At 41.4% G+C, this 22,557-nt stretch carries 23 protein-coding genes and 2 tRNA genes; 13 read left to right on the top strand and 12 right to left on the bottom strand.

Translation table 11 applies throughout. The features are described from left to right. From VB740_RS29035 to VB740_RS29045, 3 genes are all read left to right on the top strand, one after another. Positions 1–199, top strand: a 199-nt coding sequence (locus VB740_RS29035; RefSeq protein ID WP_323203306.1) for a hypothetical protein, incomplete at its 5' end; no start/stop codon positions are given. 14 nt (positions 200–213) lie between these two features. Continuing rightward, positions 214–399, top strand: coding sequence for a hypothetical protein (locus VB740_RS29040; protein WP_323203307.1), 186 nt, complete (start codon positions 214–216; stop codon positions 397–399). 16 nt (positions 400–415) lie between these two features. Continuing rightward, entirely contained in the window at positions 416–742 is a 327-nt protein-coding gene (locus VB740_RS29045; protein WP_323203308.1) for a DUF1330 domain-containing protein, read from the top strand. Positions 743–1,095: 353 nt separating this feature from the next. Here the strand turns inward: VB740_RS29045 and VB740_RS29050 are convergent, their stop codons facing one another. Together VB740_RS29050 and VB740_RS36895 are read right to left on the bottom strand one after the other, a co-directional pair. Beyond that, complete coding sequence (locus VB740_RS29050) at positions 1,096–2,055, bottom strand: orange carotenoid protein N-terminal domain-containing protein (protein ID WP_323203309.1); 960 nt, start codon at positions 2,053–2,055, stop codon at positions 1,096–1,098. Positions 2,056–2,724: 669 nt separating this feature from the next. Then, on the bottom strand, positions 2,725–3,378 hold the full coding sequence (locus VB740_RS36895; RefSeq protein WP_416290855.1) for a TraX family protein: 654 nt from the start codon (positions 3,376–3,378) through the stop codon (positions 2,725–2,727). Between the two features lie 200 nt (positions 3,379–3,578). On the opposite strand from VB740_RS36895, the gene VB740_RS29055 reads away from it, so the two are divergent. The 5 genes from VB740_RS29055 to VB740_RS29075 all read left to right on the top strand — a co-directional run bounded on the left by VB740_RS29055 (position 3,579) and on the right by VB740_RS29075 (position 7,074). Then, entirely contained in the window at positions 3,579–4,157 is a 579-nt protein-coding gene (locus VB740_RS29055) for a hypothetical protein (protein ID WP_323203310.1), read from the top strand. Between the two features lie 122 nt (positions 4,158–4,279). Next, positions 4,280–4,627, top strand: coding sequence for a hypothetical protein (locus VB740_RS29060; RefSeq protein WP_323203311.1), 348 nt, complete (start codon positions 4,280–4,282; stop codon positions 4,625–4,627). Positions 4,628–4,772: 145 nt separating this feature from the next. Next, positions 4,773–4,848, top strand: a tRNA-Met gene (locus VB740_RS29065). Beyond that, positions 4,848–4,922, top strand: a tRNA-Met gene (locus VB740_RS29070). Before VB740_RS29065 ends, VB740_RS29070 begins: the two co-directional genes overlap by 1 nt. A gap of 628 nt (positions 4,923–5,550) precedes the next feature. Beyond that, on the top strand, positions 5,551–7,074 hold the full coding sequence (locus VB740_RS29075; protein WP_323203325.1) for a slipin family protein: 1,524 nt from the start codon (positions 5,551–5,553) through the stop codon (positions 7,072–7,074). A gap of 210 nt (positions 7,075–7,284) precedes the next feature. On the opposite strand, the gene VB740_RS29080 is transcribed toward VB740_RS29075, so the two are convergent. Beyond that, positions 7,285–7,896, bottom strand: coding sequence for a hypothetical protein (locus VB740_RS29080; RefSeq protein WP_323203312.1), 612 nt, complete (start codon positions 7,894–7,896; stop codon positions 7,285–7,287). 208 nt (positions 7,897–8,104) lie between these two features. Here VB740_RS29080 and ppk2 point away from each other — a divergent pair, with 208 nt between their 5' ends. From ppk2 to VB740_RS29100, 4 genes are all read left to right on the top strand, one after another. Next, positions 8,105–8,998 carry a polyphosphate kinase 2 gene (gene ppk2 / locus VB740_RS29085; protein ID WP_323203313.1) on the top strand — a complete coding sequence of 298 codons (894 nt, stop codon included), beginning with the start codon at positions 8,105–8,107 and terminating at the stop codon, positions 8,996–8,998. 303 nt (positions 8,999–9,301) lie between these two features. Further along, positions 9,302–10,045, top strand: coding sequence for a DUF5677 domain-containing protein (locus VB740_RS29090; protein WP_323203314.1), 744 nt, complete (start codon positions 9,302–9,304; stop codon positions 10,043–10,045). Positions 10,046–10,228: 183 nt separating this feature from the next. Continuing rightward, positions 10,229–10,543, top strand: coding sequence for a hypothetical protein (locus tag VB740_RS29095; protein WP_323203315.1), 315 nt, complete (start codon positions 10,229–10,231; stop codon positions 10,541–10,543). Continuing rightward, positions 10,540–10,953: a type II toxin-antitoxin system VapC family toxin gene (locus VB740_RS29100; protein ID WP_323203316.1), complete on the top strand. Its 414-nt coding sequence runs from the start codon at positions 10,540–10,542 to the stop codon at positions 10,951–10,953. Before VB740_RS29095 ends, VB740_RS29100 begins: the two co-directional genes overlap by 4 nt. Positions 10,954–11,072: 119 nt before the next feature. Here the strand turns inward: VB740_RS29100 and VB740_RS29105 are convergent, their stop codons facing one another. Both VB740_RS29105 and VB740_RS29110 read right to left on the bottom strand, forming a co-directional pair. After that, positions 11,073–11,405, bottom strand: a complete 333-nt coding sequence (locus VB740_RS29105; protein WP_323203317.1) for a DUF5615 family PIN-like protein — start codon at positions 11,403–11,405, stop codon at positions 11,073–11,075. Further along, positions 11,402–11,653 carry a DUF433 domain-containing protein gene (locus tag VB740_RS29110; protein ID WP_094349937.1) on the bottom strand — a complete coding sequence of 84 codons (252 nt, stop codon included), beginning with the start codon at positions 11,651–11,653 and terminating at the stop codon, positions 11,402–11,404. The genes VB740_RS29105 and VB740_RS29110 overlap by 4 nt, the downstream gene beginning before the upstream one ends. A gap of 998 nt (positions 11,654–12,651) precedes the next feature. Here VB740_RS29110 and VB740_RS29115 point away from each other — a divergent pair. Further along, positions 12,652–13,203 (top strand): hypothetical protein, encoded by a 552-nt coding sequence (locus tag VB740_RS29115; RefSeq protein WP_323203318.1) that lies wholly within the window; start codon positions 12,652–12,654, stop codon positions 13,201–13,203. A gap of 180 nt (positions 13,204–13,383) precedes the next feature. Here VB740_RS29115 and nifD read toward each other — a convergent pair whose 3' ends face one another. The 7 genes from nifD to nifB all read right to left on the bottom strand — a co-directional run bounded on the left by nifD (position 13,384) and on the right by nifB (position 21,109). Beyond that, the gene (gene nifD / locus VB740_RS29120) at positions 13,384–14,808 is read right to left on the bottom strand and encodes a nitrogenase molybdenum-iron protein alpha chain (RefSeq protein WP_323203319.1); all 1,425 of its coding nucleotides are present in this window, start codon (positions 14,806–14,808) and stop codon (positions 13,384–13,386) included. A gap of 163 nt (positions 14,809–14,971) precedes the next feature. Beyond that, complete coding sequence (gene nifH / locus VB740_RS29125) at positions 14,972–15,865, bottom strand: nitrogenase iron protein (protein ID WP_323203320.1); 894 nt, start codon at positions 15,863–15,865, stop codon at positions 14,972–14,974. A 348-nt stretch (positions 15,866–16,213) separates the two neighbouring features. After that, the gene (locus tag VB740_RS29130; RefSeq protein ID WP_323203321.1) at positions 16,214–16,570 is read right to left on the bottom strand and encodes a group 1 truncated hemoglobin; all 357 of its coding nucleotides are present in this window, start codon (positions 16,568–16,570) and stop codon (positions 16,214–16,216) included. 222 nt (positions 16,571–16,792) lie between these two features. Next, the gene (gene nifU, locus VB740_RS29135; protein ID WP_323203322.1) at positions 16,793–17,692 is read right to left on the bottom strand and encodes a Fe-S cluster assembly protein NifU; all 900 of its coding nucleotides are present in this window, start codon (positions 17,690–17,692) and stop codon (positions 16,793–16,795) included. Between the two features lie 122 nt (positions 17,693–17,814). Beyond that, entirely contained in the window at positions 17,815–19,023 is a 1,209-nt protein-coding gene (gene nifS, locus VB740_RS29140) for a cysteine desulfurase NifS (protein ID WP_323203323.1), read from the bottom strand. Between the two features lie 154 nt (positions 19,024–19,177). Continuing rightward, entirely contained in the window at positions 19,178–19,534 is a 357-nt protein-coding gene (locus VB740_RS29145; protein WP_323203324.1) for an indolepyruvate ferredoxin oxidoreductase subunit alpha, read from the bottom strand. Positions 19,535–19,657: 123 nt separating this feature from the next. Further along, positions 19,658–21,109, bottom strand: a complete 1,452-nt coding sequence (nifB, locus tag VB740_RS29150) for a nitrogenase cofactor biosynthesis protein NifB (protein ID WP_323203326.1) — start codon at positions 21,107–21,109, stop codon at positions 19,658–19,660. Positions 21,110–22,557 lie beyond the last annotated feature (1,448 nt).

A 22,557-nucleotide genomic window follows, 5' to 3' on the forward strand; every position in this document is an offset into this window, starting at 1 on the left:
TCTACGTTCCCTGCGGGATGCTACGCAAACGCGCAGCGTGTCGCAGACAGACGCTCCACATAGCTTGCTTCCACAAAGTGTTACAAAGACAAGCTCAGGGCATCGCAGTGACCATCGTATAAATCGCAGAAGAGCGTTTGTTTTAGTGCTAGAATTGTATAAGTATGCTGTCAGTATGAATGTGTCATTTTTTGCTTAATGGTGTCGCTTCCTTTGGAACAAACAGAAGGCAAAAAGAAAATCATGCTAAATGAAACAACTCTCAAACGTCATTTAGCAACTTTTGAAACTGAAAAAATAGCTGCAACAAAAGTTATTAATACCAAGAAATTAAATCTATACATTTTTGTTGATAGAGTTATTGTCTTGAAAGAATTCTCAGCAAATATAGTCAGCTAATTAAAGGAGAACCATCATGGCTGTATATTTAATCGCAGACGTTAAAGTTACTGATGATGCCTGGATTCCGGACTATGCAGCAAATGTTCACGATATTGTACATAATCATGGAGGAAAATACCTTTCCCGCAGTGGCAATATTACGACTATTGAAGGCGAGGGATTAAAAACAACGTTAGTTGCCTTGATAGAATTTCCTTCTATGGAGGCAGTGGAAGCGTTTGTTAACGATCCAGCCTATGCAAAATATCGTAAAGCTCGTCAGGATGGTAGTATCAGCAGATTTCATATAATTGACGACACTGATGTTGCAGGAAGCATACCCTATTTACCAAAAGGTTAATATCGTCGATTATCCGCGTTTCTACTCCAGCCTTTGAATTGGGGGACGTGGTTTAAGTTTATTTGAGTAAACAGCCAACTTACAATAGTTTACCTAAATTTGACTGAAGCTCGATTCTAAGTGAACCGAGCTTTAATTTAGATTTTATTTGATGATCGTTATGGCGTTTAGAAGATGTTTTAAAAGTTCCGAAAGTTATAATTTTGCAGTTCTCCCTGGGTAAAGTACAATGCTAAGTTAAGGTTTTAGCTATGTACTAAAATGCTTTGTTTTGCTAACTATGACAGCAAAAGACCCTTTTAAAACATCATCTTAGACAAGCACAATTGCTTTTGTATTAAAACAAAGAAATTTTACTTGCGAGTTAGGTTAAGCAGTTCTTTGGGAGAAGCAAGTAAATCAATAGCCACAAAGTAAATTTGACCTTGAGGATCGAGTAAAAATCGCCAAGCAATGTTCATCCCAACATTACCTCCAAACCAAGGAGTTTCGACCGTACCAGTAACTTTATGCTGTGTGTAACCATCTTCTATAGTTTCCGAAACGCCTTTAGTTGGCTTCATCACTAACCCTTGTCCCTCATCTCTTAGGTAGGCAGTGATTGCTTCTCGACCAACAATTGGTTTTTGGAAGGGTGGTTGCAGCGCACCATTGTTAGCAAATAAAGCAACAGCAGCTTCAAAGTTATCTGCATTCATGGCTTCAATGTATTTTACCACTGTTGGTTCTGTAACTCCCTCAATAGTAAATTGGGGACTTAGTGATGCACGTGGAAACTTAAAGTTTATGACTTCTGCTTGTTTGCTATCAGCCAGAGACGGATCGAATCCCATATCTACTACAGTATTGCGTAGTACAGTAATTTGCTGACTCTGATCGATTTTCTGAACAGCTTCTAGCACTGCTTTAACTTCAGCTGACATTTGATAGCCAGCTGGCATAGGAGCGACGATACCCTGTTTCATCCACTCTCCTAACTGCCACCAAAATCCCAATTTAGCATTGACACCAAAGTATGCATAAGAACGGCTGATGGGAGTGTCAGCATTACTTGCTAAATCTCTCATTAACTGCGTTTGTTCTTCATGAGACATCTGCTTAATGTCGTTGAATATACCTTCCATTAATTGCAGATTTGCTTTTCCAGGAGCAGCTGGAGTAATTGTCCGACCTAGTTCAGCGTAGGCATACCAGAGAAATGCCAGTTGATCGTCAATGTTGAGTTTAGCAAACATTGCTGTAGTGGCTGGAACAGCATCTGCCACTTGAGTGCTAGAGAAAATATTGCGTGCAGATTCGATACTATAAGTCATGCTTATTACCTTAAAGATTTACCTAATGAGTGGTTGGTTTTGGCTACATTTTGCAGCTAGGGGGATAAATCTAGGGTATTTTTCCTCAATGACACAATTATTCCTAGATATCCAAATCCGAATTATTATCATTCACTACTCTGACATCATAGTTGGTAAACGTTAACAAAAGACTAAGATTTATAAAATTTATTTGATGAATATCATTGAATGAAATGTATATCTACTATTTTTTTTAAATTTATAGTTTAGTAAAAGTATTTTCCTGAAAAATCTAACCTCCTAAAGGAAGGTATTTAACTATATAGCATCTATCTATATAGATATATCTAAGCTTTTAAGTTTTTCGGTAATAAAAATAGAATTTACTAATTGCTTAAATTAGTTTTTTTAATTGCTGTATGTGTTGCAGTAGATTTATCTCTAGCTGTAGGTTGGGTTGAGCGGTAGCGAAACCCAACAAAGTCTTGATAATGTTGGGTTACCCTGTGGGATCTTGCTACGTTCCTCAACCCAACCTACGCCAGTTTTAGTTTTTAGTCTTAACCCAAGCGTATTGTAATAAATGATGTATCTGATACTTGTCCAAAGGAATAAAAAATCTGATAATATTAACAAAGTGAGATTAGATGTAAACCTTTGTAGACATAGCTGATAAAATTTTCAATTCTACCTGGAATGAATTAAATAATTTATTGTAGCTAAAATTATTAAATGAGCCGGATAAAAAACATAGAACCATCTAGCTCGTGAACCTGGTTTACCATTGAATTGAAAAACAATGAAACCTGCGAAAATTGCCCAACCTTGAAATATATTAAGCATAGATAGTATTACTAAACTAAAAAAGTGCAAGATGCACCAGTAGAGCAACCATATTCTGGGCTTTAGTTTGTCTGTAAGGGACATCAAAAAAATTACTCCAATCCCATAAGCTCCATAGGAAAAGCCCAAGTTCTCGGCAACTACTGCACACAATCCAATAATTATTAATTGCTGCCATAATTGCGGGTAACGCCTTATTAAGCGCAACATCACAAGTCCAAGAACAAGCGTGTAAAGAATATTAAATGATGACCTCTGAAAGACAAAACTATAGATTGGCTGAGATATAATCGCTGTAATTAATAGTCTGCCCCCATAGCGGTATACATTTCGGGTGTGTTTTTCGCCTTTAGCTAAAAGCCATGCAAAAAGGGGAAAGCTCAATCGCCCAATAAAGTGCAAGATGACGAACTCTGGCATTAGCGAATAGCATACATGATCCATAACCATGAACACTGCTGCTAAGATTTTAATGTTAAAAGCTGAAAGTTTAATCACAACGTTACAGTTACCTTAAATTTCTTGATATAAAATTTTTAAAATTTTATTTAATATAAGAGTTATTCAAAATCCTAGCAATTTGATAACATTAACAAAAAAGGCAGTGTCTACGACGGGCTGTAACGCTCCTGCGGACGCTCGCTGGACTCGCTACCGTTATCGGTGACGCCCTCTTCAGCAGAAAATGCAGAAACACTATGGCAAAGCGTAAAAAAAGCAATCTCCAGTGGATTAAAGAAACGCTTGAACTAAAACCTGACCATCGCTGGGAATCTCCATCAGGCTACAAAATCTTTGTAGCAGATAGAGGCGCTGTTCGCTTGAATGTTCCTCAGGATTGGGTTTTAGAGCCACAAGAAAAATCTTTCAAGTTTCTCGATAAAAAACCACCTAACGATGATTGCTGCCTAGAAGTATCTTTCAATCGCCTACCACCCAATGACTGGAGCCAGTTTCCCCTAAAGTCCACGTTGAAGAAAATCATGGAAGACGACAGTCGCAACGTCATTGCTAGGGGAGAAATTGTTACCATCAAGCGCCAAACCGCCAGAATTGTCTGGACAGAGATAAAGTTCATTGATACTCAGGAAGAACCACGGGAAGCTTTTTCACGGACTTGCATTGGTTTGGGATCGAATGTTCAATGCTTGATTACATTCGATTATTGGGCAGATCAAGCAGAACAACTAATACCCGTTTGGGATGAAGCAATGCGTAGTCTGACATTAGGGTTGTATATCCGTGACCCTATGACTGGTCTGGCTTTCCCAGACTGAGCTACAACAAGGAATCGTCAGCATCTATCAAATTGAGGCGCGTAGCTCATCGTAGACTTTGAGCTACTTATTTTTTGCGGAGTTGGGGCAAATTAATAATACTCTCGCTTTCAATATAAGGAATGAGTCTAAATCCACTAACACAGCTAATTTCAGAACGAGGTTTTGATCGATTTCAATCAGGATTAAGATCGCGTTTCGCTGCTTATCGCCTGAAATATACACTCACTTACTGTAAATCTAGTGATAATCCAGCTATGTGTCTTGACTTTGAGAGTTTATTACATCTCGGTAGAGTAACGGTTTCGGAGTCAGGAGCTTGTGAGATGGATATTCTTGAAATATCAACTGGTAACAATGTTTTTTATGAAAGTCACCAGTTCAACAGCGAAAAGGAATTTCATCAAACTTATCTAAGACTGGTGATTTTTATGCGCGACATGTTGCGACTTAAGTCAGACAATATTTAAGGCTACACCTACAATTTCCAATATGCTAAATTTGGAGCGGGATAGTAACAAAGTTACAAAGCTATGGTTTAGGTTCTATATGCCTAACTGGTGCGCCAAGCTTTTGCATAAGCGTATACCGCCGAGTCCTTTAAACTATACCATCGTTTGATTAGCTCAGTTGGTAGAGCGATCGACTCATAATCGAAGGGTCACAGGTTCGACTCCTGTATCAAACTCCAGGAAGTTAGCTCACTGGTAGAGCAATCGACTCATAATCGATGTGTTGTAGGTTCGATTCCTATACTTTCACCCAAAACCCTGTCCGGGTTAAAAGACACTACTCTGTCACAGTAGCCAATATGGTACGAATCTCAACAGATTCGAGACCCCTCATTTTCTCAACTCTGCGGTGCAAGTGTTTTGCTGTCGGTCATCACTCGTAAGGGCGATGACCGACAGCCACAGTCAAGGAGTAAGCGCAACTGCATTTCTCCCTAACTTGAGTATGTCCCTTCGTTTTCTACATCTAGTTTTCCTTCAGGATTCTAGATTGGTAAATTGAACGGTATATTTGAGCGCGGTTCTTTTTTCTAGATTGCCATTGAGCAGTCTGAGAATAGTAACAGCAATCTTAATCCAGCTTTGGAGAAGTTTTTGCCCACACCTAAACTGTAAACACTTGCACTTGCAGAGTTAAAAAATATTTTGTAGTATTATAGTAGTACAAATAGTTAAAATAAATCCTTTAGCCTTTTTCCACAAGGTTGCAAACTCCAAGAACTCTAGTACTGAAGCTGTAAGAAAATAGGTGGTATTTGAGTTCAAGGAAGGTTATAAATGTCTTGAGCAAATCTTTTTAGCTAGTTGCGATCGCAACGAGAACACCGCAGGCATCGCATAGCTTACCTAATGTATCGGTTAAATTATCTATGCAAATTACTATGTGGGAAACATTTTATATCAAACCTAACGAAATCGGCATCTTATATCATCGCAGTGACTTTAAGAAAATTTTGCAGCCCGGTACACATACTTATTTTGGTCGGCATTGGCAAGTTAAAGCCTATGACCTCAACCAGCCACAAGCTCAGATTGAAAACCTAGAACTGTTGTTGCGAAATCATCAGACTGAACTGCAACAACATTTATTGATTATCAGAACCGCATTTAACCAAGTTGCTTTAGTCCGCTACGGTCAGAATTGGGTAAGCGTTGCACCAAATCAATTGATAGCTTTTTGGCGTGGTTTTATTCAGGTAGAATCTTATCTTTTCAATTTGGAAGAAAGTTTAGAATTGCCTGCTTCCTTTGTGCAGGAATTGCGCTCAGTTACGTTGAATGGACTCAAAAAGTTTCAAATCTCAGAGTATGAGATTGGTTTACTATATCTGCAAAATAATTTTGTGCGACCTCTAGAACCAGGAGAGTATGCTTTTTGGTCGGTAAATAGAGATGTAACAGTCAGGACTCTCAGCCGGATTATCCCTAACCCAGATTTTCCTCTCGAAGATGTACTCATTGAAAAACACCCTGATTTTATTGCTGCCTACTGTGAAACCGTGCAATTACTGTCTTCGCAAGTTGCAATTGTGCGATATCGAGGTAAAGTGATTTCTATTTTGCCACCCACCAGCCGCAAGTTATTTTGGCAGGGTGTTGCAGTGGAAATTCTTGACATCAGCGCGGATGCTCAGTTACAGCCTAGCTTAGTGGCTGAATTGGTTGAAGGTTCAACAGAAGTGAAATTGCTCAGTCGTAACTGTTTGCATATTTGCCAAGTTCCCGCCCAGCACGTTGGTCTAGTATACATTAATCAAGAGTTTCAAGGATTGCGATCGCCAGGGGTACATGCTTGGTGGTTATTTGGCCGCTCTTTTCAAACCGAAACCATCGACCTGCGACTACAAAATATGGAAGTATCCGGTCAAGACATCCTCTCTAAAGATAAAGTACCTCTGCGGTTAAATTTGACGGCTGGCTTCCGCATCCAAGACCCATTGAGGGCAAAAAACGGGTTATCAGATATTTCCGGGTTCTTATACAAAGAATTACAGTTTGCTTTGCGTGGTGCAGTTGGCGAACGCAACTTAGACGCTTTATTAGAGGATAAAGGTGCAATTGATAGAAGCATCTCTGAATATATTCGCCAAAAAGCCGCAGACTATGGAATTGAAGTAGATTCTGTAGGTGTCAAAGATATTATTTTACCTGGTGAGATTAAGACTATCTTGAGTAAGGTAGTCGAGGCAGAAAAAGCCGCTCAAGCCAATGTAGTCAGACGTAGAGAAGAAACGGCTGCTACTCGCAGTATGCTAAACACTGCCAAAGTGATGGAGGATAACCCCGTTGCATTGCGTCTGAAGGAACTGGAAGTATTAGAGCGGATTGCAGAAAAGATTGATCGGATTCAAGTGAACGGTAGTTTGGATAGTATTTTAACAGACTTGATTCGGATGAATCCGTAGCGATCGGGGTAAATACTCACCAAAGAGAGCAGTGGAGGAAAAAAGAATATCTTTTCTCCCTCTGTTTAATGACTGGAGTTTAGACTAAAAGCGATATGAGGGAACGTAACTCAAATGTTTTAGCAACGCGGCATAAAAACCCATAACTAAACTACCTCAAGATGTTAGTGATCGCAGTATTATGATGATGTTAAGCATCGCATGGCTATTTCAAATATCCCCAATGCTCTGAACCATCCAAACTAAAATTCCTAGAATTTCTTCCACAGGTGGGAGGGGATAATCCATCAGATCGATAGTGACAATATTTTCCTCAAGTTTCAGAAATCGCCATTGCGTACCACTGCTAATAGAACCATATATTACGGAAACTGGATGATTTTTTGCAGCGTTGAATCGCTGTGCAGCAACCATCTCTGCAATACATTGTCCAAAACCAGTTCTTAAATCAGCTTTTTTTGCTTCCACAATTACAATTGCAGGAGCTTCAATTTCTAGCACTTCCGGCGATCGGCTCAAAAGGAAATCACACATTCCATTAAGCCCAACTGATTCATCAACTGTAAAATCTTCTCCAGAAAATAAGCTAATTTGCCGATTTAATATCCGTCTAACTTCTAATAATACTGGGTAAATAATTCCTTCAGAACGCGCTTTTTCACTTGCTGAAGAAGCTAGTGACAGACTTTCTCCAAGATATGCCGTGAGTGTAGCAGATGCTTTAATAGGCTCAGTGACAGGAATGAATCTCCCACCTTCTTGCGTTTTTAAGCCGAAAGCTTCTTTAACTTTACTGATATTTGTAAACTGACTATAAGGCATAATTTCTAATTACTTTACAACTCCACATTTAGTCTAGCGAGTTAGGGTGATGTCTAGGACTGGTTCTTATATATCAGAGCATCTATATATATTTACACTCAGAACCATTAATTAAAATATATACTTGGTAGATAAGCTCTAATTATGCCGATTCAATGGCATGGAGTCACTGCAATGTCAATTAATGAAGTTGAAACCCAGCAAAATAATGAATGATCTAGCTCAACCAGCTACAGGCTTAATAGAAAACCTACTAAAGGCAAAAGACAAGAAAAAAGCTAAAAAATCCCAACGGATTTTTGATGGTAGTACTGAAGCTTTTGCCAAAAAAATTCCCAAAAAGACTTTTGAAACTGAACTAAAGCAACTCCAGATTGAGCTAGTCAAAATGCAATACTGGATTAAGCACACTGGCTATCGGGTTGTCGTCATCTTTGAAGGGCGTGATGCTGCCGGCAAAGGAGGAGTAATTAAACGCATTGCCGATCCACTTAATCCTCGTGGCTGTCGTGTAGTTGCTCTAGGAACCCCCTCTGATCGTGAGAAAACTCAGTGGTATTTTCAGCGCTACGTGCAACATCTTCCCACAGCAGGCGAAATTATCTTGTTCGATCGCAGTTGGTACAACCGAGCCGGAGTTGAACGGGTGATGGGTTTTTGTACCGAAGCAGAATATCAAGAATTCATGCAATCTTGCCCAGAATTTGAACGAATGCTAGTGCGATCGGGCATTGTTTTAATTAAGTACTGGTTCTCCGTCAGCGATGAAGAACAAGAAAAACGCTTTCTTTCTCGCAGTCACGATCCAGCAAGGCGATGGAAACTTAGCCCAATGGATTTGGAATCACGCGATCGCTGGGTAGAATATTCCAAAGCCAAAGATACCATGTTTGCTTACACAAATATTCCAGAAGCCCCCTGGTTTACCATTGAAGCAGATGATAAAAGACGGGCGCGGCTCAACTGCATTCATCATTTGTTGAGCAAAGTTCCTTACGAAGATATGACGCCTCCTCCCTTAGAGCTTCCGTCTAGACCTGTGGCTGAAGATTATGTTCGCGCCCCCCGCAATGAGCAGTTTTTTGTCCCTCAAGTGTATTAAGCAACATCACTGTTGTGTTGCAGCTTCTCGCTAATAATTGAATATAGGGAGAAGTCGAAAGGTATGTGCAATTTTATCTATGGGCGTTACATAGACACCTACTCCTGTGGAGAAGCCGAATTTTGATAATAAATTCTTGTCGCAGCACTTTTTAAGTTAGACCTAACGACTGACACAGACTCGTCAAATATACGTAAAAAAACAGCACTACTCAGATTATTAACAGCTTTCAAACGAAGGCTCAATGAACAAATTAATCTTTGTCAAAGTATTGTTTTTGAATATGGCACAGTTGACGCAATTATGGACAATAATTTTTCTCAAGAGTATGTTGTACATGATTATGTATTTTACTGTTTTACCAAAGCATGTAAAAGCTTGATGGCTGTATCAATTCTCTTTGAGAATCAACTACCTGAAGATGCGATGAGCTTATTACGTAGCGTCTATGAAAACTATCTGCACATCATATATGTGATCCAAAATCCAGAGAATATAGACGATTTTGTGCATAAGAAAATTGGTCTTTATACAGGGCGCTTACAGCATCCAGTTTCTCAAAAAGGACGAAAGTTATCACATCAAGTTATAGATACTGAAACTGGCGAAACTTTACCCTATTGTGTAGGTATATCAACTTTAGTTTCTCGAAGTAAGTATAAGTACGATCGAGCAGTTCATACAATCATGTTTCCATTCCTGAGTGAGCATACTCACCCTAATATGGTTGCTTCTGGCAATTATCGAGAGGATGATAACATACATTATTCCTATTGGCAAGCCTCAAACACTTTGCAGGCTGCGTTTTTTGCCCTTTACATAAGTACACTAAGTTTAAGTGAATCATTAACTTTTGAAACATTAGTTGAAGTCAAAGAAATCAAATATGAGTGCCGTCAAAGTATGAAGCTATGCAAGCGATTTCTGACTCTAATGGAGTTTCCAAATCAGTTTGACAGTTTACCAAACGATATACAAAATAGGCTCACTGAACTAGCCGATCATTTGAGTCGGCGTGAGCGTTGCTATTTGAAGCCATACATCTAATTGTTATGTGCTTCAAATTCGTAGACATCGCCTAGTTTATTGCTGAGTGAGGGCGTAGGCGTAGCTCGTCGTAGACATCGCAGTTATAAAATCCCTAAATATGCAGTGTTTTTTTATGAGGTCAGAGTGATAAAAGTTAAACTTAATAGTAAGATTTAAGGTATTTGCTTGAGGGTATCAGCAATGACAGCGAAAGAGCAACTTCTTCGAGAAATTGAGCAAGCACCAGAGGAACTGCTAGAAGCAATTTTGTACATTTTGCAGTCTGTAAAGGCGCAACCTAGCTTCCAAGATTCTAATCAAGATAGTATTCAAGAAGCAGATAGCACTCAAGTAATTGCTTCTCCTGTTGAAGCAAATAACTCCTTACAAAATCTCTTCAACGAGTTCGAGCAATTTGCTCAGAGTATTCCTCCTGAAGAACTTGTTAACTTGCACACAGATAGCGCAGAGCAGCACGACCAGTATCTTTACGGAACTCCTAAAACATCAGCATGAATCCTGTTTTTGTAGACACGTTTTACTGGATAGCGCTTGCTAATCCACGAGATGCGTGGCACGTCCGCACTCAAGAGATACACAAATCGCTGATGCAAACAAAACTGATTACAACCGATGAGGTGCTAACTGAGTTTGTAAATTATTTCTCCACTGCTGGTAGATATACCCGAAGCGGAATATATCAACTAGCACAAAGCATTCTGCAAAATGATCGGGTTCAAGTTATTCCACAAACACGCGAATCCTTTTTAGCTGGTCTAGCTCTTTATTCTCAACGCTTCGATAAAGGCTATAGCTTGACAGATTGCATTTCTATGCAAACTATGCGCCAACTGGAGATCATAGAGGTACTGACACACGATAAACATTTTACCCAAGAAGGCTTTGCTATCTTGTTGTCTGATTGAGTATCGCAAGTAACCTAAATGTTATTTAACTAGCGATCGCTACAACGTCTACTTCTTTTACTACGATGTCTACGACGCTTTACTTCTTGTGCATCTCACAGACAATCCCCCGCAAAGCTTTAGTACAATTCTAAGCAATGCAGACTTGGATTATTCAAAAGCTCCTGAATTATCTCCACTCCAGAACGAAGTAGAGATTCAACTTGTTTTGTTGGTGCATTTCCGCAACGTAGCCATACAACTTTAGGTGGAGAACCGTACAAACGGCTTCTTTCGGCAAAGTCTACATCTTGAGTTACGATGCAAAAGTCATTGGTTTTAGCAAATTCCCATATTTCAGTATCAGTCTTCACTTCCAGCCCATGAAGCTGAACATGACTGGAATCAGGGAAAACGTCTGCTAATTGAGTTACCAGCTTGCGACTCAAATTTTGATCAAAAAGCAGCTTCAAATACCACCTGCCGTTCGCGTAACGTTTGGTAGAGAGGCAACTAAACGATGTTCACGGTCAGCAGCAAACTCTAGACTTGCCCTAATATCTTCTTCTGTTAATTCAGGGAAGTCGTCTAATATCTCTCCATGAGACATACCAGCTGCTAACCAGCCTAGAACATCGTACACGGTGATTCGCATCCGTCTAATACAAGGCTTACCACCTCGCTTGTCCGGTTCAATTGTAATAATATCGTGATAGCTCATGGTGATAACTGCATAGCATCTTTCTAAGTCTAGAACAGCTTTACATCGTGCTGCAACGAGGTGATCGCTACAACAGTCTACTTCTTTTACTGCGATCGCACTATCCCGTAAATTAGTTTTATTAACACGCAATCATCGGAATTTCAGCAAGATACCCGAATTGTTAATTGAGGATTGGACGGTTTAATGCGTAGGCGCAGCCCGTCGTAGACATCGCCTAGTTTATTGTCGAGTGAGGGCGTAGGCGAAGCCTGTCGCAGACATCGCAAGAACAGTCTACGTCTTTTCCATCTCACATATAATATACGCCTTATGTGAATTAAAAATGCCCAACTGATAGCAAGGGTTTCAGGCTGTGGTTTAGCCAAGATGTTTAGCGTTGCTGTGCGGTTGGTACTAAGTTTCTAACTAAATATACCGTGACTTTGAGCAAGGTTAAGTTAAGTGACTTTCCGTATAAGTTCCGATGCTATAGAAAAAATGCAAAGTTATACAAGAGGTGTTGAATAAACAAAATAACTGATAATCATGAGCAAACATCTGAAAAAAATTCTTGCTATCTGTGTTATTTTTCTATTTGTTTTCTGTGTCTTTATAACGCCGTCATACGCAGCTAACCGCACCGGTAGCCATAGGTCTGGGGGAACAAACAGCCACGGAAAGGGAAGCCATTATGAAGGAGGACATTTTATGGAGCAAGTCTCTGGCAATCTGATCAAAAAAAGAGATATTTGTATTAATGTTAAAAAGTCTTATGATTGTATCAATTAGTTAAGTTATTTAACTGGTAGCGGCGATAATTATTTTTTTGTCGCCGCTAAGAAAACTTACATTATATGATTTTAAAATGCGTTCACTCTTAACCTTATTTTTATAATTTTTTTGACCTTATCACATAAATTAGTTACGATTTTTTCGATAAATGATGAGCAGTTATTGTAATGACTTTTATTCAGCAGATATTCTTGTACCCGCAACTTGAAACCAACATTTAGTTTATGAGCAATAAAAGTTGGTTTCCTGGTTGGCTACCTTATTCAAAGTCGTGGATGATGGCTATTAGGTTAGCAATACCAGCCTACTTCGGTGCAACCGTAGTTTTGGCGTTTGAATTCTGGCGCTACTCACTTGTAGGCGGTCTTATAGTCTTCACAGGTAACGCAAGTAACAATGGTCTGATTTTTTTCTTTGCCGTTGCTACTATTGCATTGCTGTTAGCTCTTATCTGGTTTTTGATTTTGACAAGAGTATATGCGCTTTTGCTCAAGCTTCTGTGGTCAAATCCACCGCAATGGCTTATTCTGCCAAATTTTAAATCCTTAGTTATTCGGGATTTTGGAATACTTGTGTTGTCGATTTTGCCAATTATTGCGATTTTTGCAATCTATATTTTTTTTGTTAGCAGCTTTAAGCAAACTTTTGCTGATTTAAGAACACCAAGATTAACTTATGATCTTTTCCTGCTAAGATTCTGGTGGCTTTGGTTTGTCTCTGCTGCTTGCCTTTACCAAAGGTGTACAAAGAAAAGTTCTATGCATGATAAATTGTAGAGCTATTTTTAATCTAAAAAATCGTTATTTAAAATAGTCTTTTATTTTACAGTTTTTCTTTGAGTAAAATGCCAGCAAAATATAAAAACTAGGCTCCATAAGAGTTATACTATCTAAAGCATCAAAACAGATTCTTCCTAAATAACCCTACAACTTGCATTTAGGCTAGAAATATACTCTTTATTTCTCTCGCCGCGAAAAAACCTTTACATTATATGATGTTGAGGAGCGATCGCTAGGTTCGGAGTAATCCCAAGAGTGCATTTGACGGAAAGGAAGACCCATCTTTTGGAAGACGTACTTCTCTTTCACACCAGAAGCTACTAAATCAGGCTTCAGCGCTTTGATAAATTCCTCGAATTCGTAAGCGGTAACGTCGTCATAAACGATGGTGCCGTTTTCGATGTAGTGAGTGGTACGTTTGTAATCGTCATTATGAGCGAACTCATAACCTGTACCAATCATCTTCATGCCCAAATCTTGGAAGGCTGGGACAACGTGGCGAGGACGTAGACCACCAACCATGATGGCAACAGTCTTACCATCCAAACGGGGGCGGTACTTAGCAATTACCGCATCCATTGTTGGCTGATACTTGGCGATAACTTTCTCAGCGTTTGCTTGGATTGTTTCGTCAAACTTGGAAGCGATTTCCCGTAAAGATTCAGCAATCTTGGTGGGGCCGAAGAAGTTGTATTCCAACCAGGGTATACCATAAGCTTCTTCCATGTGACGGCTGATGTAGTTCATCGACCGGTAACAGTGGATGAGGTTCATCTTCACATTGGGGGTCATCAACATTTCGTTGATTGTGCCATCACCTGACCACTGAGCGACTACGCGCAAGCCGATTTCTTCTAACAGGATGCGGCTAGCCCAAGCATCTCCACCGATGTTGTAGTCACCAATGATGGCTACATCATAAGGAGTACCTTCAAACTTGAGTGTACCGTCTTTTTTCGCTTGGTCGGATCTGGTGAAAACCCAGTCACGAACCATGTCGTTAGCAATGTGGTGTCCCAAAGATTGGGAAACACCCCGGAAGCCTTCGCAACGCACAGGTACAACTGGCTTGCCAATTTCTTTCGATGTCTTCCGAGCAACTGCTTCGATGTCATCCCCAATTAGACCGATGGGACATTCTGATTGAATGGAAACACCACGGTTGAGGGGGAAAAGTACATCTAGTTCTTGGATGAGTTTGACAAGTTTCTTGTCACCACCAAAAACGATATCTCTTTCTTGGAAGTCAGAGGTGAAGTGCATGGTACCAAAGGTATCAATACCTGTGGTGCCGATGTAGTAGTTACGACGACCAGACCAAGACCAGTAACCGCAACCTACAGGCCCGTGGCTGATGTGGATCATGTCCTTAATAGGGCCCCAAACCACACCTTTAGAACCGGCGTAAGCACAACCACGAGCGGTCATTACCCCAGGAAGGGATTTGATGTTAGACTTAACGCCGCAATCGGACTTACCTTCTTCGTATACACTTAAGTGCTTTTCCCGTTTTTTCTTAGCTTTATCGGGGTAAGCGTCTAGAACTTCTTTAATTAGTTCTTTTCTTTCTTCGATGATGTTTTGATTTTCTGGAGGTGTCATATTTAGCCTCTGTGACTCGTAAGGATCGGGGCATAGGGGGACTAGGAGTCCCCTCTAAGGTTAGGGGGGAGATTAGAGGGAAAGGTCAAAGGTCAAAGGTCAAATGTGAGATTCTTCCTTTTTCCTTTTTCCTTGTGCTAAAGCGTTATTTCTTAGCAGCGATTTATACTACAGGAGCTTCAGCAGCACTCTTACCAACCAACATTGCGGTATTTTCGTCGCTTTCGAGAATACCGAATTCAATCAACAATTCTTCTAGTTCTTCCATTTCGATGGGTGTAGGAATAGCTAGATTCTTGTTTTCGATGATTTTGGTAGCCAATGTCCGGTATTCGTTAGCTTGGTTGCTTTCTGGTGCGTACTCGTTAACAGTCATCCGGCGCAATTCTGCGTGTTGAACGATGTTGTCACGGGGTACGAAGTGAATCATTTGGGTGTTCAACCGTTTTGCCAAGGTTTCGATCAATTCGATTTCCCGGTCTGTGTTACGGCTGTTACAAATCAAACCACCCAAACGTACGCCACCAGTGTGAGCATACTTAAGAACACCACGAGCAATGTTGTTAGCAGCATACATCGCCATCATTTCACCTGATGTCACGATGTAGATTTCTTGTGCTTTACCTTCACGGATAGGCATTGCGAAACCACCGCACACAACGTCACCTAATACGTCGTAAGATACGAAGTCTAGGTCTTGGTAAGCACCGTTTTCTTCTAAGAAGTTGATGGCGGTGATGATACCACGACCGGCGCAACCTACACCGGGTTCTGGACCACCAGATTCTACGCAACGAACGTTACGGAAACCGGTTAGCATTACTTCTTCGAGTTCGATATCTTCTACTGCACCACGTTCTGCGGCGAGGTGAAGAACGGTTGTTTGAGCTTTGCTGTGCAGCATCAAACGGGTGGAGTCAGCTTTAGGGTCGCAACCGACGATGAGGATGCGTTGACCCATTTCTGCCATAGCTGCTAAGGTGTTTTGGGAGGTGGTAGATTTACCGATACCGCCCTTACCGTAGAAAGCTATCTGTCTAATGTTTTCGTCTGTCATGGTTCTTGTTTCCCTGCAATTGGTTGGTTGGTGGGTCTGTGCGTTTGTCAGTTGCGTTCACGCCAGTTGAGCGACAGTAGTGAGCGCGTGTAGAGCATCGTTGGTAGCGTTGGCATAAATGCCTGCTGGGGGCGATCGCTCCACAGCCCAAATTATTGGCAGTAGGTACATCTATTTCCTCGTTAAAATTTTTTTCTTTTTGTTGTTTGTCCTTTGTCCTTTGTCATTTGTTTTGACAAAGAACAAAGAAAATTACGCAATTTACAAATACGTCATAATGTGTTTCAGCTTGCAAGATTCGATAGGACTTGATGTTGTTATTTGTCAACAATCAATGCATAAGTCCTATTACTTGTTCAAAATAGCGCCCTTCATATTGGTGACGCGATCTAGTGCAGCTTTGGTGTTTTCTGCTGACACTCCACGCACAGCCATTGCTTCACCGAGATGCTTGGCGATCGCATCGAAGTGTGGTTGCTGTAGGTTCATTCCAGCGTGGGTTTTGTCCATTGGACGACCGCCGTATTGCTTTGGCCCTTCAAATATTTGACCTAAGAAAGCAACTAGATGATTGCGTTGCTTCGCCATGTCTGTACCAGCAAAAATGGGACTGAGGAGGCTGTCTGCGGCAATGCGTTTGTGGAGTTCATCTACTACTTGTTCAATAGCTGGTTGTCCACCAATGTTGTCGTACAATGTGCTCATATCCTGTTCCTTTGAAGCGAGTTGGATGATGAAATTTGCAAGTAGGCGCTTAATGTTTTTGCCTATATGCTGTTAGCCGTCATAGCTAATTTAGCTATCGGTTGTCGGTAGGATTGAAGCATTGATGTGGAGACAATTATATGGTTCAAATCCTACTTTCTGTTCCTGGCTGAATGCATATTAGAGCGTATTTGTAGAATACGTTAAGTCCTACAGCAATTCCTAAACTGCTTCGACTACAAGGCTCTTGCTGACACGATCTTGTAATCTGGCTTCGATCGCAATTTTCAGAGTTGCTGTACTACTAGAACAGGAACCGCAAGCGCCTTGCAGCACAACTTTAACGCGATCGCCTTCTACATCATAGAGTTCTACATCTCCCCCGTCTGCAATGAGTACGGGTCTGACTTCTTCATCAAGAACCTTTTGAATTAGAGCAATCTTTTGCACGTTTGTTAGCGATCGTTGCTTTGAATTAACAATTTCTGTGGCAACTTGTACGCCGTAATTGTTGAGAGCAGGTGAGGCGTATTCCTGTTGAACTGATCTAATAATATCATCGATATTAGCCAGACAGGAACCGCATCCGCCACCAGCTTTTACATAATTTGTTACTTGCTCGGCATCCGTGAGATGATTTTCTAGAATCACGCGACGAATTTTGGACTCGCTGATGCCAAAGCAACTGCAAATTAATGCGCCTTCATCGTCATCATCGTGGGTAGCGAGAGGAATGCCACGATAATTATAAATAGCGGCTTCTAGGGCTTCTTGTCCCATGACAGAGCAGTGCATCTTTGCTTCTGGCAAACCACCCAGGTAATCTGCAATGTCTTTATTGGACACTTTCAGGGCTTCATCTAAGGTTAAACCTTTAACCATTTCGGTTAATGCACTAGAAGATGCGATCGCACTAGTACAACCAAAGGTTTGAAAGCGAGCATCTAGAATCTTATCAGATTCTACTTCCACTTTCAGGTGCAATCTCAGAGCATCGCCGCAAGCAATGCTACCGATTTCACCCGTTGCAACCTTAACTCCAACTTCGCCCGTTTCTTCAATTTCTCCCTGATTTTTGGGATCGTAAAACAGTTCTAATACTTTATCGGTGTAGTCCCACATATTATTAAGTGCTGAGTGCTGAGTTATGAGTTATGAGTGGAAGGGGTAATGGGGAAGGGGGAAGGGGAAAAATCATTCCTTTACCCTTTACCCTTTAACCTTTTCCCATTTTTTCCCAGTCCCTAACGATGCGCTAGTGCTTGTTCTTGTCCTTGCAACCAACCTGCTTCATCATTTTTGAAGGGTGAGAGGGCGCGTAGACGTTCTACAATACTGGGCATTACCTCTATTACTTGATCGATTTCGGCTTCTGTGGTGTAGCGACAAAGACTGAAGCGAATAGAACCGTGCAAGGTTGTGTAGGGTAAGCCCATTGCCCGCAGGACGTGGGAGGGTTCTAGAGAACCGGAGGTACAAGCAGAACCGGATGATGCACAGATACCGTATTTGTTCAATAACAGTAGGATTGCTTCACCTTCGATGTACTTGAAGCCGATATTTGTCGTGTTTGGCAATCTCTGCGTAACGTCACCGTTAACTACACAATCGGGGATTTTAGCGAGTAAAGTTTGTTCGAGGCGATCGCGCAGCTTTCTTTCTCTTGCAGTCGCTTCTTCTAAGTGTAACAGTTCCAGTTCCGCAGCTTTGCCCAAGGCGATAATTGCTGGAACATTCTCTGTTCCGGCCCTACGTCCACGTTCTTGGTGTCCTCCAATCATGAAGGGACGGAACCGAACCCCGCGCCGGATATATAAAGCACCAATTCCTTTTGGCCCGTGCAACTTGTGACCAGACAGGGTTAACATATCTACCGTGCTAGTCTTCATATTTAAGGGGATTTTTCCCACTGCTTGCACCGCATCTACATGGAAGATAGCGCCATATTCTTTGACACGCAACCCAATTTGCTCAATCGGGAAAATCGTCCCGGTTTCGTTATTAGCATACATAATCGTCACCAGGGCGGTGTTACCCGTCAAGGAAGCTTCTAGTTCATCTAAATCTAGCTGCCCTTGATGATTTACTGATAGATAGGTAACACTATAACCTTGGGTTTCTAATTGTTTGCAGACATTAAGTACTGCTGGATGTTCAACTTGAGTAGTGACGATGTGTCGCTTTTCTGGTTGCGCTAACAGTGCGGCTCGAATCGCCGCGTTATCTCCCTCAGTACCACAACTTGTGTAGACAATTTCTGACTCATCGGCTCCCAGGATGGCTGCAAGTTGTTCTCTTGCTGTTCTCACTGCTTTACCGACTTGCCCACCAAAGGTATGCATACTGGAGGGATTGCCGTAATAATCTGTGAGGTAAGGTAGCATTACCTCTATAACTTCTGGGTCTACCTTAGTGGTAGCATTATTATCGAGATAGATGCAGTTATTTTGCATTGTTGTCTTCAATTAAGAATTAAGAATTATTTAGGGATTACCAAGAAATAAATTATCCAATCTTGTGGGGTGGACATCTTGTCCGCCTTTTGTCACGGGCGGGCGAGACGCCCACCCCACAAGAAAAGTTGAGTGTTTTTTATTTGGAAGTCCCTTAAGCTTCTGCTGCCATTTTTTGGGGTTGGCGCTTTTGCAACTGTTCCGAGTATTTCTGGGAATAGCAGTTAAACCAACGTTCCCAGTAATCTTGTTTATTTGTTAATTTAGCGACTACGCGGTTGTAATTAGCAAACCAGCCTTCCCAGTAATCGCTAGGCTGCTTAACGCAACCGTCGCAGGTGGGACAACCAGCTTTACACTGGGGCATGGTATGAATGCTACCAATACAGTTTGTACAGAGTTCAGGGTCAATCCAGTGCTGTCCGTCAACTACTTTAACTGCATTTGTGGGACATACCGTTAGACAAAGATTGCAGGAAATACACTGGCTAGTAAGAATTTTGTAAGCCATGATTTATTCTCCTTTTTGGGAATGGGGCATTTGGGCATTGGGCATTGGGCATTGAGGATTGGGTTTAGGCGAGGGCATTGAGGATAATTCTTATCCCATGCCCCATGCCCTATGCCCCATGCCCTATTCGTTATTCCCTAATTCCTTAACGTATTGCTCGTAGAACTCTAAAGCAACCTTTTCAATTACGTCGTAAGCTTCAACAGTCTTGATTCCAGCTTCTTGCAATTTTTCTTGAGGACAGTTACCAATCTTAGAGACTAAAACTGCTTTGCAATCTGCGATCGCTTTCATAATATGCTCAAAGGAAGCCTCTTCGCCGTATCCACCTTGGCAGTATTGGTCAATTTTGCGATGGCTGACAAAACGAACTTCGTCCCCACCCACTTCGTAAATTTGGAATTCTTTCGCATGACCGAAGTGTTGGTTAACCAATCCGCCGCCTTTGGTTGCTACTGCAACTAAGATTTTAGGACTGTTGGCAAATTTCTTGCCGGCAAGCGCCTTATCTTTGGCTACTTTAAGTTCTTCTTTAAACTTCTCAATCCCTTCGTGAACGGTAGCGCGTTGCTCCATGTCGTATTCTGGAGTCATTTCCAAGAATTTCTCTTTGGAAAACTCCTGGCTGCGGTCTTCTCCCAATAATCCTACTGCATCGGCGCGGCACTGGCGACAGTGGCGCATCATTTTCATGTTACCGGAGCAGTTGTCTTGAACTTCTTTGAGTTCTTTGGGTGTGGGGCCGCGTTGACCGATTAAACCGAAGTGTGTGCCATGTTCTGGTGCAGAAATCAATGGCATGATGTTGTGCAAGAATGCACCTTTCTCACGAATGACTCGATTCACTTCGACTAAGTGATGGTCATTAATTCCGGGAATCATCACGGAGTTAACTTTGCACAAGATGTCAGCATCTTTGAGGGCTTGCAATCCTTCCATCTGTCTTTCGTGGAGAATTCTTGCGCCTTCAAGACCTCTATAACGCTTGCGTCTGTAGTGAACCCAAGGATAAATCTTAGCACCGATCTCTGGATCTACCATGTTAATGGTGATCGTAACGTGATCTATATTTAATTGTTTAATGCGATCGATGTAGTCTGGCAGCATTAAACCATTGGTTGATAAACACAGCTTGATGTCTGGTGCTTGCTCTGCAATCAACTCAAATGTGCGGAAAGTCTTTTCTGGGTTTGCCAGAGGGTCGCCAGGGCCGGCAATTCCCACAACTGTCATTTGGGGAATCTTGCCGCCAATGACTAAAGCTTTGTGTGCTGCTTGTTCTGGTGTTAGCAATTCGCTAACTACTCCAGGACGGCTTTCGTTAGCGCAATCATATTTGCGGTTGCAATAGTTGCATTGAATGTTGCAAGCTGGTGCAACTGCAACGTGCATCCGGGCGTAGTGGTGATGAGCGTCTTCGCTGTAGCAGGGATGTTTAGCAATGCGTTCTTGGAGCTTTTCGTCCCTTTCCACGGTGGTGCTGGTGGTGCTGTCACAGCCGCAACCACCTGATTTTGCTTGGGTTGGCGATTCCGTAGCGTTGGAGTTGAGGAGTCGTGTAGACGGTGATGTCATTGAGTTTCGCAAAAGGTCGGTGGACTTGGCTGCCACTGTGGGAGATGCTGTTGCTACTCTTTCATGCCCAGAATTGAAGTCGCGTCTTCCACACTGCCTGCAAACCCTTGGGTGAGGGCGACTTGTTTTCAAGTCAGGCAGGCGATAGATATCTGATGTTCGGCTGGTGTGTGTCAACGTTCGGTTCTTGGGTAGAATTTGTGCTTACAGCCGCGACTTCTCTTCACTTCAGGCATGGTGCTATGTCATCCCTCCACTCACCCTTCGCTTTGTTTTGTTTCAGAGCGTTAGGTGATTGGCGATATAAGATTTATAGCAGCCGTCTCCCAGCCAGATGTTGCGTCTCTCTAGGATAGAATTTATTGGATTTATTATGTTTGTACTCAAATACTAAAAACCCTAATTCTTCAAGCATTACAAGAATTAAAAAAGTTTTTTTCAGGTAGGGGTTCTAGTATTTTTTGATTGGGGTTCTAGTGTTTATAGATAGGGGTTCAGGATTTCTTTGTACTCAGCCACAACCCAATCCCAGCAAAGAGTTTAATCTACTTGCAACTGGGTTTTGGTTATTTAAATGTGTACTCACACTGCCCTCAATTTGCGTCAAAAGCAAGAAATTCCAAGGGTTTGAGGGTGAAAAACTGAAGTAATCTATATTGTTTTACTCCATAAACGCACGAAATTGAATTCTGTATCTAACATATCATTTTTTTGAAGGTAAAAATGCACTTCATATTCTTTTAATTTTTCTTTGACAATGATGTTCAATTATGCCTTTAAACCTTGTCTGGTAAGCCATATAAGCTAGTGGTAATAGATGTGTTGCTGCACATAATTTTCAAAAAACTTAACTTTTCAGTTCTTTTTTTTCATTCCCACAATGAGGAGATGGGTAAGAAAGTCTCGAATTTTGTGTTTAAGAGAAACAACAAACTATAATCTAACATGATTGAGCGATCGCAATGAATTTTCTGAATTGCTCAATACGAACCTTTACAAAAACCTAACCCCCTTCCCTACGCCAGGGCTGTTTCATTCCACAAAGGACGTGGGACAATTAGCTCTATCACTAACCTTAAGCGAGTGCAATACCTTCTCTAGGAGATGCTACGCGTAGCTTGCTTCCCCATAGGGTTACGGTAAGCTGCGCTAACGCGAAGAACTAGAAAAATTGCTCAATCGATGTAGCGCACCACAGCAAATAGCACTACGAGCCAAAGATCAGAATCGAAGTTTTAACAGTGCCACTCTGTAAAAATAGTTTTCTTCAAGAGTAAAGTAATTTTTATATTTTTATGATTGATTCCTGGACGTTGAGTGTAAACTAAGCGAAAGCCTCGTTGCCCTTCGATAACTGCTCACTATGTATATACAGCAGATTGCGCTCTAATCGAATACACGTAGAGACGTAGCAGTGCTACGTCTCTACAAGGTTTTGGGTTTTATAT

The sequence above is a fragment of the Nostoc sp. UHCC 0251 genome (assembly GCF_034932245.1).
In the GTDB taxonomy this organism is placed as follows: Bacteria; Cyanobacteriota; Cyanobacteriia; order Cyanobacteriales; family Nostocaceae; genus Nostoc.